The organism is Cyanobacterium sp. uoEpiScrs1, assembly GCF_947331815.1.
Classification (GTDB): domain Bacteria; phylum Cyanobacteriota; class Cyanobacteriia; order Cyanobacteriales; family Microcystaceae; genus Rippkaea.
In genome coordinates, this window is record NZ_OX373462.1 from 491,093 (window position 1) to 504,992 (window position 13,900).

Consider the following 13,900-nt stretch of genomic DNA (forward strand, 5'->3'; position numbering starts at 1 on the left):
GCAGAGCAAAAAGCAAAAGTTATTGCTTTAGTAAATCAAAGAATATTTTTGTATAAAAATCATAATAAACCCACTTTTAGACTGGTCTATTTTTGTCAATAGAATTTTTAATTTTTGACAATAAATATAGATAGTCGTCGCAATAATTTCAACTTATTTTTTTGTTTTTAAAAAGCAGCTTTTCTTCTAAACTACTTTTTAAAAATTTAAATTCATTAAATAACTATCTATATTTATTGTTTATTGATAGTTTGGTGCAAGTTCTTTTCTTAAAACAACTATTTTATATATCAAACAGTTATTTACGCATATTGTATGATATGTCCTTTATTAAAAAGTTAAACAACTAAATTTAAACAAAAAAATCGATAAAGTAAATAAATGATCTGTATTTTTTTACTAAAGTAAAGTAAGTACATGTAAAAAAATACAACATCATATCATAAAAAGATAATTTTTTACAAAATTTATATTTAATCCTATAAAATTATATGTATTGGATTTAATTATAAACATCATATTTATTTATAATTAACAATTTGAATGTCATAATATTTCATGAGAGCTATTCTTTATTTTGAGAGATTAGGTGTTTAAATTGCAGTCAGATATCTAAAAAAATTTAATATGTTTGAGTAGTACTTTGTATCACGCAAAAAGTCTAATTAAAAGTCAACACAGTATTTTAACTGCAATTTTATTTTCACAAAAAATAATGAATTATTTATAAACTTACTTATTGTACAAATAATATTTTTGTACTAAACACTTTAAATGGTATTAAAAAAAGAGCAGCTTATTTATCTTACGTCTAAACATGACAAAATTGTACAAATACTTTAATGAAAGCTAATAATCATTAGTCTTAAAAACTTTTAAAGAAGCTATTTCGTAACTATTTATTCAAGTTTGTGCTAAAATCACACACAAATCTATGAGTCAAATTACAGTAAGTAATAAAAAATAATTCTATCTAGTTGCGCTATTAATTGGATGAATAAGTCAATAATTGTTGACCTTTACTACCTGCTTCTTATAAGAAGTTATACTATGAGGAATAAAGATTAATAGCCTTAGCTCAAGAGACTCCCCTGAAGAATGTCCAGCGAAGTTCAGAAAGAAATCCGAGAAGCCGTAGAAAAACGACGTAATTTTGCTATTATTTCCCATCCTGATGCGGGAAAAACCACCCTAACAGAAAAACTTCTACTGTATGGGGGGGCAATTCACCAAGCAGGAGCAGTAAAGGCCAGACGAGACCAACGTAAGGCCACCTCCGATTGGATGGAAATGGAAAAACAGAGAGGAATTTCAATTACCTCCACTGTTTTGCAATTTAAATATAGAAGCTTTCAGATTAATCTACTAGATACTCCAGGGCATCAGGATTTTAGTGAAGACACCTACCGTACTCTAGCGGCAGCTGATAATGCTGTCATGTTAGTCGACGCAGCTAAAGGGTTAGAACCCCAAACCCGTAAACTGTTTGAAGTCTGTCGTTTACGTGGACTTCCCATTTTTACTTTTGTTAATAAACTTGATCGCCCCACAAGAGATCCTCTGGAATTGCTCGATGAGATTGAACAGGAATTAAGACTACAAACCTATGCTATTAACTGGCCAATTGGAACTGGTGATCGTTTCCGGGGGATATTTGATCGTCGTCAACAAGCTATATACCTCTTTCAACGTCGTGCACATGGTAGCCAACGTGCTCAGGAAACTGCCATTAGGCTTGGTGATCCTAAAATTGAAGAGTATCTTGAGCAGGACCTCTATTGTCAGCTTAAAGAAGAACTAGAAATTCTAGAGGAATTAGGAGCCGACCTCGACTTGAAAAAACTCCACTCCGGCCAAATGACCCCAGTATTTTTTGGATCGGCTATGACTAACTTCGGAGTGCAATTATTTCTTGAAGCGTTTCTAGAATACGCCCTAAAACCTGAAGGACGGAATTCTTCTATGGGACTAATGGAGCCTACTTATCCTGAATTTAGTGGCTTTGTGTTTAAATTACAAGCCAATTTAGATCCAAAACACCGTGATCGCGTAGCTTTTGTACGAGTCTGTACAGGGAAATTTCAAAAAGACATGACCGTCAGCCATGCTAGAACTGGAAAAACCGTGCGTCTGTCACGTCCTCAGAAACTATTTGCCCAAGATCGATCTTCTATAGAAGAAGCTTATAGTGGAGATATTATTGGGTTGAATAATCCAGGGGTATTTGCTATTGGGGATACCATTTATAATGGTAAAAAAATAGAATATGAAGGAATTCCTTGCTTTTCCCCTGAAATATTTGCATATCTAAAAAACCCTAACCCCTCTAAATTTAAGCAATTCCAAAAAGGTATTCAAGAATTACGTGAAGAGGGAGCGATTCAAATTATGTATTCTACCGATGACTTTAAACGAGATCCGATATTGGCTGCTGTGGGACAATTACAATTTGAAGTAGTCCAGTTTCGGATGCTCAGTGAATATGGGGTAGAAACTCAATTGGAACCTCTTCCCTATAGTGTAGCCCGTTGGGTAACCGGAGGCTGGAAAGTTCTAGAAAAAGCCGGAAGAATTTTTAATACTACTGTTGTAAAAGATAATTGGAGTCGTCCAGTATTACTGTTTAAAAATGAGTGGAATTTGCAACAAATTCAAGATAATCAGCCAGAATTAGGATTAACTACTATTGTTCCTGTAGGAGCAGGTATTCAACCAAGTTAAAGGCTAAACTGTTGGAGTAAATTGTTATTTATGATAGTCGAGTAAAAATACCTCACTAGAGAGTTAAATTAAGACTAAAAGCTATAAATAAACCATAAACTTAAACAACTAAGAGGGGAAAAGAACGTTGTTTTTATCCTTTATACTGTGATCTCAAAGCAATTATTCAGCTATAATCAGCCTCAGTCAGAATTGTCAATAGAATAACGATGAATAAAGAAGATTTAGTCAACATGATTGCTGCCAAGACTCGTATGACCAAAAAAGATACTAGTCATATTCTGGATGCGCTTACAGAAACTATTATGGAAACCGTCGCTTCAGGAGATAAAGTTGTCTTAGTTGGATTTGGGACTTTTGAACCAAGAGATCGTAAAGAACGTAAAGGAATGAACCCTCAAACTGGACAGTCTATTACCATTCCTGCCACTACTGTTCCTGCTTTCTCTGCAGGGAAAGTGTTTAAAGAACAAGTTGTCAACCCTGAAAAAACAACTGACCTTTACTAGCTATCAAAAATAACAGACCCAATGTATCGATCTCAAGTGATGTTCTTGGGTCTTACCACTTCTACTTAACATCCCTGTGTACTTTAAAAAAATGATTTATAAACCTCACAATTCAGACTTCTAGCTATTAGCAAATGTCTCTACTCGCAATTTATATTTTTAAAAGTTGAGGTGTTGTAACTACATCCCATACTAGACATCTAATTGATAGCCTTACCTGGGATAAATTTATCATTCAGTATGCTCTAAATAGTACGATTAGTTTAGTATTCAGAGTTTATTGATAAATAATAGAACAATACATTACTCACTTTTAAATCTTTTTCGAGAAACTTTTATGGATAGTTTAATAGGTGTAACTACTGATTACACTTTACTCTTATACCTTTGATGGCTTTTTAAAATTCAAGCAATAACAAAGAGGTTAATTAGAAGGGGAGAGTAATTACGTAAAGAGAGAATCTAGAGACTAAAGATATACTTTCTCAAAAACTAACCTTGTTATTACAAACAATATAATTCTCGTTTGAGATACTCTTTAAAAAAACTAAGGTCTTTTTTCCAGTTGAGAACTTCCTTAAGACGAGTAGACGAGTAATTGACCCTTTCTATCAAAAACACTACTTCCAGAACAATCGGCTTTCCCTTTAGCAGTTTACTGTTTTACAGTTACACCAGAATATTCTTCAGCGACAGTTCTTGGAGCAGCTAAAATCAAATCTCAGATTATTACCACCTTAGCGGGAGTATTAGTCGGGAGATACAATAGTTATTTTGGTATTTTATCTAACTGGCAGTCAGCTTAAAGGAGAAAAGAAGAAAGTTAATTAATAAAGCACATTATTGCCAAGTTGAGCTAAACCTTAACATTAATGTCGTTAACTCGCTTTTAATTATGCAAAAACGTTTATCTGTCAAACTTGTTTCCCAAAAATAATATTGGCTCTTCTAAAGAAGACTATAATAAATCAGTAACTAATAACTGTCAAAAATCTTAGCCCAGTTACATTTTATAACCCCAAAAACTCAATCTATATCAAAATAAGGTTTTTGAGATCTGGGAAGCCTTACAAAGCGAGATTTTTTATCTTTTATTTACGTATGATTTTTTACATGCAGTCTAGAAGAATTGTAATACTTAAAATCAAAGCCATTTCCAGAGATAAACAGTAAAGTAGTTAAAGACGTCTGATGATTAAATTGAGATTATTTTATCATGGCTAGATTTCAAGGTAAATCTACCCTAGTTTAATTTAGTGGCGTATTTCTTAGGGCTCTCTATTACGCTCCTAATGTCTTTTCAGCGACCTCACATACGATGAAAAAGCTTCAATTTTTAACCAAAAGCCTGGATAAATGGCGTACAAACTACCATAATTTTAGTTTTTCGCCTTCGAGGAATATTGATGCTTCACCTATACCCCACAAGTCTCAGTCAAACCATGCTCCTAATTTTTTTCAAAAATTACATAGTTCATCATCCTTGAGAAGAATTCACCCACCCATGATGTGGGGGCTAGCGATTATATCCTTGACTAGTGTAATTAGTTATCGCTTCTACAATCAACCAAAACTAGCCGTAGGAACTGTTTCTCCAGTGACTATTATTGCCCCTGGGGATGGAACTTTTGAAGATCTTAAAACCACTGAGGAGAAACGAAAAGAAGTTCGCACTGGAATCATTCCTGTATTGCAACGGGATGTCAAATTAACCAGTCAATTGGAATTGACTGTGAAAGAAGCTTTAGTCAGTATGCAACAATTACGAAATATAAGTAATCCTTTCCCTGTAGTTAGTGTTCAACAGCTTTCCTTGTTCACTCAACAAAGATTACGGGCTTTTTCTGAACAAGACTGGCAAAAAGTCTTAAATATAGCTAGATTTCACTTAATTACTAACAATATTGACAGTTTCCCGGAGAAAATATCCAAACTATCTCCTGATTTTAAAAAAGCTCTAACTGAGCTTAAAGATTATCGGCAAACCACGACTGGAGAAGAATTTCAAACCTTTTTAGAAGAGATGAGTCAAGCTCGTCAACGGTATAGTCAGGCTAAATTAATTCTATCGGGTATTAGAAGTCCTTACCTATCATTAGAAATAGCTGTTGCCTTTCTAAACTTGGATGAGTATACCTGGAAAAACACTCAAAAAGCACTACTCAACACCACAAAAAAAATATTAATTCAAGGAATTCCAGCCGGAATGCCAAATAATCTTTTACAGGATATCCTCAAAATACAATTTGAGCCGTCAATACCTTTTTCTAGCAAGATTATGGGTCAAAAGCTGCTCATGTCTGTTTTTCAAAATCGACATAATTTAACGGTAGATAGAGAAGAAACAAAGAGGCAGGCTGAACAAGCAGCTCAAGCTGTAGAACCAATAATCGTTGAAATTCAAGAGGGAGATGTTATTGTCAAAGCAAATGAAACGATCAGTCAAGCAGATTTTATCTTACTTGACAGCTTTGGATTAAGTCGTAGGGGCATCAATTGGTTAGGGTTAGGAATTTCTGTGATTCTAGTAGCAGGAGGGGTTACGGTTTTTTGCATGGTAACTCATCGTGTTCATTGTCCGATGCGTCGCCGCGATCATTTTTTACTGTGTTTATTAAGCTTAAGTACTCCTTTTCTTGCAATTTTTAATCTAGGTTATACCAATTTGCCAGCTATTGGGTTATTGACAAGTAGTTTCTATGGACCTACCCTAGCGGTTACTCAAGTTTTATTATTAAGTGGTCTATCAACATTTACTGCAGGAACAGTAAATTGGAGCTATGTTCTAGCGGGAACAGCAGGGGGCTTATTAGCAGGAGTTATGGCTGGAAAGCTCCGTTCACGAGACGAATTAGCTCGTTTAGGGGGAGGGGTAGGCATCGTTCAAGGAGGCCTTTATTTTCTCATTTATTTAATAGTCGCACCGGTAGCGGGAACAATTTGGTCAGCAGTTTTACCGGGAGCAATTGTTTACGGTCTATCTGGATTCCTCTGGAGTGTCATGGCTTTAGGAATCTCTCCTTATCTGGAACGCTTGTTTGATTTAGTAACTCCAATTCGTTTAGTAGAATTGGCTAACCCTAATTGCCCTTTACTCAAACGATTATCGACCGAAACACCGGGAACGTTTCAGCATACCTTATTTGTAGCTTGTTTGGCTGAAGCAGCTGCTAGAGAACTGCATTGTAATGTTGAGTTGGTAAGAACAGGAACTCTTTATCACGATATTGGTAAAATGCACGATCCTTTAGGATTTATTGAAAATCAAATGGGTGCGCCTAATAAACATGATGAGATTAACGATCCCCGGCAAAGTGTGGAAATTATAAAAAAGCATGTTACCGAAGGTTTAGTCATGGCTCGTAAATATGGCTTACCACGAGTGATTCGAAACTTTATTCCTGAACACCAAGGAAAGTTATTAATTTCCTATTTTTATTATCAGGCTAAACAACAGGCAGAAAAAAACGGAGAGGAACTAATTTGTGAGGAAGAGTTCCGCTATGAAGGACCCATCCCTCAGTCACGAGAAACCGGGATTGTGATGTTAGCCGATGGCTGTGAAGCGGCATTACGATCCTTGAAAGAAACGACACCAGAAACCGCTTTAGCAATGATCCATAAGATTTTTAAAGCGAGATGGCGAGATAATCAGTTGAATGATTCAGGAATTAAATATGAGGAGCTACCTATAATTGCTGAGGTTTTTGTCAAGGTTTGGCAGCAATTCCATCATCAAAGAATTGTGTATCCTAAAGCTGCTTTAGAACCTAAGGGAAAGTGAACTGATCAGAGTTGTTGAGCCTACACTTTCGGTACTCTAACGAATAAATCATTCGAAAATTTCTCTGACACGATCTTAAATTGATACATGATAGAAGGTTAAAAAACAACACTCTGAATACTGTAACTTCTAGACCCTTACGAAACCTGATGATGTTTTCTTGGCAATAGTTTGCTAAAGTAAAAATCAAGCTTATCTCTAAAACCCAATAGCCCAATAATTGAGATCAATGCCCTATGTCAGGTGACTATTATGAAATCCTTGGTGTCCCTCGTAATGCCAAGAAAGAAGAAATTAAACATGCCTATCGTCGTTTAGCGCGCCAATACCATCCCGATATCAATAAAGAATCGGTGGCAGAAGAACGTTTCAAGGAGATTAACCGCGCTTATGAAGTCCTATCAGAACCAGAGACCCGTGCCAGATACGACCAATTTGGGGAAGCTGGAGTCAGTGGTGCTGGAGCAGCCGGATTTGACTATGGTGATATGGGGGGCTTTGCTGATATTTTTGAAACCATCTTTAGTGGTTTTGGTGGTGGAGTAGGAGCCGGAACGGCTCGTCGTGGTAGTAGTACTAGCAGAGGAGATGATCTCCGACTTGATTTAAAACTCGGTTTTGCTGAGGCAGTATTTGGGGGCGAAAAGGAAATCCGTATTCCCCATCTAGAAAACTGTCAAGTTTGTAATGGTAGCGGAGCTAAACCAGGCACTGGAGCTAAGACCTGTCCAACCTGTAATGGACAAGGACAAGTCCGACGGGCAACCAGAACCCCATTTGGTAATTTTGCTCAAGTTTCTACTTGTCCTACCTGTAACGGGTCCGGAGAAGTTATTGAAGAAAAATGTGAAGCTTGTGGGGGCAGTGGACGCAAACAAGAAACAAAAAAACTGAAAATTACGATTCCTGCTGGTGTTGACAATGGGACCCGCCTACGGGTTGCTAAAGAAGGTGATGCGGGAATGCGAGGAGGAACCCCAGGAGATCTCTATGTCTACCTGTTTGTAGAAGCTGATAAGGAATTTACCCGTGAGGGAATGAACATCCACTCAGAAATTACTATCAGTTATCTACAAGCGATCCTCGGTTGTACTATTCAGATAAATACAGTTGACGGTCTCCAAGAATTAGAAATTCCTGCCGGAATTCAACCTAATGCAGAATTGATGCTTGAAGATAGAGGAGTTCCTAAGTTAGGCAACTCTTCCATTCGAGGAGATCATTTGATTACTGTGAAGATCTCAATTCCTACCCGCATTAATACAGAAGAACGAGAACTTCTCGAGCAATTGGCACATATTAAGGGTAAAAGTCATGGGAAGGGCGGTTTAGAAGGTTTTTTGGGTAGCTTATTTCACCATAAATAAGCTACTCAAAAAACCTAACTTTATTATTAAAAGTTAGAAGTTTAAGAGCTATGATTTTTTCAGAATTTAATTGTCTAATATCAAATCTAGATTACTAGAAAAGCAAGAAGTGAAAAGTAAACGGTCAGTGGGAATATTCTAAAAATGAGTCAAACAGCTACCGAGATTCCTCTACTTGATTTGCGGGGGATTTCATGTCCTATTAATTTTGTTCGCACTAAACTAAAATTACAACAGATGTCTCCTGGTTTGCTATTAGAAGTATGGCTCGATCCAGGAGAGCCTATCGAACAAGTCCCTGATAGTCTAGCCATGGAAGGTTATCATGTTGACACTATTGAAAATCGTCAGAAATTTTTCTCCTTGAAAGTCTGCCGTCTCTAGAACGAGTCATTATCTATAGTCTATTATTGTGTGAGTGATTTTATCTATCGTGATGTTACTCCCTATTCTGGTTTATCTCAACCTTTGGGGACTATAACTGCTGCGCAAGCAAATTTCTATCAGGTTCGCTTGGATCGATTATCTGAAATAGTTGATTATGAACAATCCTTTTCCTTATTATGTACCCGACGCACTCGTTTAAAGAAAATTGGACAAAAGGTGATAGTAGGTGATCGTGTAGTAATCGAAGAACCAGACTATCAGGATCGACAAGGAGTGATCGCTCAAGTGCTTCCCCGTAAAACGGAATTATCTAGGCCATCTGTAGCCAATGCGGAGCAAATCCTTGTAGTGTTTGCTTTAGAAAAGCCTTCTCTCGATCCCTGGCAATTAAGTCGATTTTTGGTGAAAGCTGAATCAACATCTTTATCCTTATGCTTATGTTTAAACAAGTTAGATTTAATTGTCGACAATAAACGGAAAGAATGGCAAAAACGTATTGAACAATGGGGCTATAGTCCTTCTTTTGTTAGTATTTTAAATCGTCAGGGTTTAGAAGACTTAAATACTCGTTTACAAGGTAAGATTACTATCCTAGCCGGTCCTTCAGGGGTCGGTAAATCTAGTTTAATTAACGCTTTAATTCCAGAGGTTAACCAAAGAGTATCTAAGGTTTCAGGAAAACTCGACAAAGGTCGTCATACCACTCGCCATGTAGAATTATTTGAACTTCCAGGAGGAGGATTTTTAGCAGATACTCCTGGATTTAATCAGCCTGATCTTGACTGTAGTCCCCAGGAATTAGTTTTATATTTCCCTGAAGCAAGGCGGCAACTTAAGACAGGTAATTGTCAATTTAAAGACTGTTTACATCGGGGAGAACCGTATTGTATCATTAATGATAATTGGGAACGATACGAACATTATTCAACCTTTCTAAAAGAAGTCATTAACAGAAAAGAGACTGAAAAAAAAATAGGAGATCAAGAGTCGAATTTGAAGTTAAAAATAAAAACTTTGGGACGAGAATGTTACGAGCCTAAGTTAGAAAGTAAAAAATATCGCCGTCGTTCCCGCCGAGATAAACACCAAACCTTGCAGGGATTATATGATAAGCAAAATTTAGAGGACATTGCCCATAGAGATGAAGATTTATAAAAATATACACAGACAAATAATGTAAATACTAGTTAAATAGTATTCGTCGAATTGGTTGTTCTTCTACTATTCATACTGCAAAAAATAAGGACTTATCGTCAGATAACTCATTGTAAATTCTATATAAATAACCACAGCTTCAATGTTACCATTTAACCAGTATATACAGTTATGTAACTCTACATTACACTTGTTTATTGATTACTGAGTGCTGGTTTCAATGGCTGTAATTTTAATTTAGTAATTTTTTTAGTTGTCGCTATTTATTTTTAGTATCTAATTATGTAGCTTCATGATAACTATATTTAATTTTATTTATCAATCTATATATTTTAAAATCTAAATTAAAATATATATTTGTTTAAGTAAGATCGATATAAATTATACCAATAACATAAGTAATAAAAGTAATATTTTATAAATAAAATGTATTGTCAATTTTCATAAAAAACTCTAATCCTTTTAAAAAGCAAAAATATAGAGAGTTTGAAAAAAAATATTGTAAAAAAGTATAAACTAACAATCTTTAAACAATCAAAAACTTAACTTTTAAACTATTAGTTTTAAGGTTCATAAAAGTCGGTTAGCAGGTTAGTTTCTTGAGTTACTTTAGAGACATCTAAATAAAATTTATCGATTTGATGAAGCCAATTACTTTATAACAAGTAAAAACTAAACCTGAAGACAGATAAAAAAACGAAGCCTAAAAGCAATCGCAGTTGACTTACAAACTTTGAAGAAACCAGCATAAATTGCTAAAGATGGCAAATAAACTATTCTAGTTGCGCGACGTCTCTAAATTAATAAAAATGGGAACTTTACACGATGTATGTTATTCGGTGAATTTTGTATTAAAGATTGAGTTAGTAAATCAGGTAATGAGGTATGGTAAATGAGGTGAAATAATGAAAATAAGGTTAGGGAAGAAAGTTGCCTAACAGTAACTAAATCCTTACGGAATAAACCTTCATTCTTGAAACTTTGGACTCAAAAGGTTTTAGAGTAGGAGTTGTGGTAGCAATGAGCTACGGCAACAAGAGAATAAACAAACACAAGCATCACCGATAACTGCGATCTAGATAGAATAACCATGGCAAAAGTTCTTGTATCCGATACCATTGATAAGGCTGGAATCGATATCTTGTCTCAAGTAGCGCAAGTAGATATCAAAACTGGACTTCCTGCAGAAGAATTGGTCAAAATCATTCCTGAATATAATGCCTTAATGCTTCGTTCAGGAACCCAAGTAACCCAAGCCATTATTGAAGCAGGAACCCAACTTAAAATCATCGGACGCGCTGGAGTTGGTGTTGATAACATCGATGTTAAGGCAGCTACTCGTCAAGGCATTGTGGTGGTTAATTCCCCGGAAGGAAATACTATTGCGGCCGCCGAACACACCTTAGCTATGATGTTATCCCTATCTCGACACATTCCCGAAGCGAATCAGTCGGTTAAGGAAAAAAAATGGGATCGAAAAAAGTTTGTTGGGGCTGAAATTTATAAAAAAACCTTGGGGGTTGTGGGATTAGGTAAAATTGGCTCCCATGTAGTTAATGTCGCAAAATCCATGGGCATGAAATTATTGGCATTTGATCCCTTTATCTCTAAAGAACGTGCCGATCAATTAGGTTGCACCTTAGTAGATCTGGATTTACTTTTTACTGAGTCTGATTATATAACTCTCCATATTCCTAAAACGCCAGAAACTGAACATCTAATCTCCACAGAAGCGTTAAATAAAATGAAATCAACAGCTCGTTTGATCAATTGCGCGCGTGGGGGAATTATTGATGAGTCTGCCCTGGCTGAGGCAATTGCTAACAAAAAAATTGCCGGAGCCGCCCTAGACGTATTTGAAGAAGAACCTCTTGGAGAATCTGGACTACGAGAGTTTAATAATGTGCTCTTAACTCCTCATTTAGGAGCGTCCACCGCCGAAGCACAGGTGAATGTGGCGATTGATGTGGCTGAACAAATTCGAGATGTGTTATTGGGACTGCCCGCCCGTTCAGCTGTTAATATTCCTGGGCTAACTCCTGATGTCATGGAAAAATTACGTCCCTACTTACAACTAGCTGAAACCTTGGGAAATTTAGTCGGACAATTGGCAGGAGGACGAATTGAACGTTTAACAGTGAGGCTTCAAGGGGAATTGGCAACCAATAAAAGTCAGCCTCTTGTCATTGCTTCTATAAAAGGACTGCTATCCAGAGCTCTACGCGAACGGGTAAATTATGTTAATGCGTCTATCGAAGCAAAAGAACGAGGAATCAGAGTTATTGAAACTCGTGATGCAACAATTCGAGACTATTCTGGATCTCTTCACTTAGCAGCTCAAGGATCAATGGGTGAACATTCCGTAACAGGGGCATTACTCAGTGATGGAGAAATTCGTATTACCGATGTGGATGGTTTTCCAATTAACGTTCCTCCCAGTAACTATATGTTATTCACGGTACACCGCGATATGCCAGGCATTATCGGTAAAATTGGTTCTCTACTTGGTAGTTTTAATGTGAACATTGCTAGTATGCAAGTAGGACGGAAAATCGTTCGTGGAGATGCGGTAATGGCTTTGAGTCTTGATGATCCCCTTCCTGACGGACTACTGACAGAAATTACTAAAGTAGCCGGTATTCGGGATGCATACACAGTTAAATTATAGTGTTGACAATTTCCATAGAGGATTCCCGTTATGATCGGAAATCCTCTAATAACACTTAAAATATTGTCATATCGATAATTTGCTACTTATCGATTACTAACTTAAATCTTTAATGTCAATGAGCTGGTGGGAAATTAGCATTCTTTGTAACCCCAACTTGGAAGAGTCCATTCTTTGGAGGTTAGATCAATTTGGCTGTTCTGGTACTGCAAGGGAGATAAAAGGAGAATTTTATTCGATTTACGCTTATATTCCCAAAATCAAAGAAGTAACCTTGGATTTAGCCACACTATCTTTAGAACTACAACATGATGCTTTGGTGTTAGGATTTCCTTCACCATTAACCAGTTGGGGGTTAATCGAGGAAGAAGACTGGGCAAGTAGCTGGAAAGAAAATTGGCAACCAACAAAAGTAGGCGAGCATTTTCTGATCTATCCAGCTTGGTTAACCCCCCCAAAAAAAAGCGACCACCTCATTCTACGTCTTGATCCGGGAGCAGCTTTTGGCACTGGAACCCATCCCACCACGCAGTTGTGTCTAAAATCTTTAGAAATGTGCTTATCAGACTCAACCAGGGAAACTATTATTGCAGATATTGGCTCTGGATCTGGTATTCTCTCAATTGGGGCTATTTTATTAGGGGCTGCTAAGCTCTATGCGGTGGATACTGATCCTTTGGCAGTAAATGCTGCCTGTCATAATCGCCGTCTCAATCAAATTGATCCGTCTATCTTAGTGATTAACCAGGGTAGTGTTCAAGAAATTTTAAACTTAGTTCCTGAAGGCGTAGACGGTATTCTATGTAATATACTAGCCGAAGTTATTGTTGAGCTTATTCCCCAATTGACAGGTTTAGTTAAACCTAATGCTTGGGGCATTCTTAGTGGCATTCTACTTGATCAATCTCAGGTGGTTGCTGATACCCTCGAACAATATGGCTGGATTGTGACTGCTTTTTGGAAACAACAAGAATGGTGTTGTTTCCAAATTCGACAAAGTTAGTTGAGATGCAGAAACAATAATATACACTGGTAGTAAATTTATTTGAAATAATATTTGTCTTTTTCAAAAATATTACGTTCTACTTATTTTCGCTGATTCTGTGTTTCTGAAATTTATAAATACAATCTGGTTAAATTTCACATATTTAATTGTTTAGATGGTTATTAACAACTTGTAGCGTCTCTAATATTTTTGGCATTTTAATAAACAAATATAATAAATCTTATCATTAGTGAGTATTAAGTGAATAGTTCCAAATAGATTTTATAAAAATATCCTTTCTCTCTATATTTTAAATGATAAAAA

At 36.3% G+C, this 13,900-nt stretch carries 8 protein-coding genes; all 8 read left to right on the plus strand.

All coding sequences use genetic code 11. The features are described from left to right. Positions 1 to 1,098: 1,098 nt before the first annotated feature. The 8 genes from prfC (at position 1,099) to prmA (ending at position 13,594) form a co-directional block, all read left to right on the plus strand. On the plus strand, positions 1,099 to 2,721 hold the full coding sequence (gene prfC, locus OXU93_RS01765; RefSeq protein WP_267384124.1) for a peptide chain release factor 3: 1,623 nt from the start codon (positions 1,099 to 1,101) through the stop codon (positions 2,719 to 2,721). 191 nt (positions 2,722 to 2,912) lie between these two features. Further along, entirely contained in the window at positions 2,913 to 3,230 is a 318-nt protein-coding gene (locus OXU93_RS01770) for an HU family DNA-binding protein (protein ID WP_267384741.1), read from the plus strand. Positions 3,231 to 4,548: 1,318 nt separating this feature from the next. Further along, on the plus strand, positions 4,549 to 7,014 hold the full coding sequence (locus tag OXU93_RS01775) for an HD family phosphohydrolase (protein ID WP_267384125.1): 2,466 nt from the start codon (positions 4,549 to 4,551) through the stop codon (positions 7,012 to 7,014). Between the two features lie 236 nt (positions 7,015 to 7,250). After that, positions 7,251 to 8,381, plus strand: coding sequence for a molecular chaperone DnaJ (gene dnaJ / locus OXU93_RS01780; protein WP_267384126.1), 1,131 nt, complete (start codon positions 7,251 to 7,253; stop codon positions 8,379 to 8,381). Positions 8,382 to 8,525: 144 nt separating this feature from the next. Then, the gene (locus OXU93_RS01785) at positions 8,526 to 8,765 is read left to right on the plus strand and encodes a sulfurtransferase TusA family protein (protein WP_267384127.1); all 240 of its coding nucleotides are present in this window, start codon (positions 8,526 to 8,528) and stop codon (positions 8,763 to 8,765) included. A gap of 30 nt (positions 8,766 to 8,795) precedes the next feature. Next, positions 8,796 to 9,923 carry a small ribosomal subunit biogenesis GTPase RsgA gene (gene rsgA / locus OXU93_RS01790; RefSeq protein WP_267384128.1) on the plus strand — a complete coding sequence of 376 codons (1,128 nt, stop codon included), beginning with the start codon at positions 8,796 to 8,798 and terminating at the stop codon, positions 9,921 to 9,923. Positions 9,924 to 11,013: 1,090 nt separating this feature from the next. Continuing rightward, a complete protein-coding gene (serA, locus tag OXU93_RS01795) occupies positions 11,014 to 12,591 on the plus strand; it encodes a phosphoglycerate dehydrogenase (RefSeq protein WP_267384129.1) in 1,578 nt (525 codons plus the stop codon). Positions 12,592 to 12,703: 112 nt separating this feature from the next. Continuing rightward, positions 12,704 to 13,594 carry a 50S ribosomal protein L11 methyltransferase gene (gene prmA / locus OXU93_RS01800; protein WP_267384130.1) on the plus strand — a complete coding sequence of 297 codons (891 nt, stop codon included), beginning with the start codon at positions 12,704 to 12,706 and terminating at the stop codon, positions 13,592 to 13,594. The last annotated feature ends 306 nt before the right edge of the window (positions 13,595 to 13,900 follow it).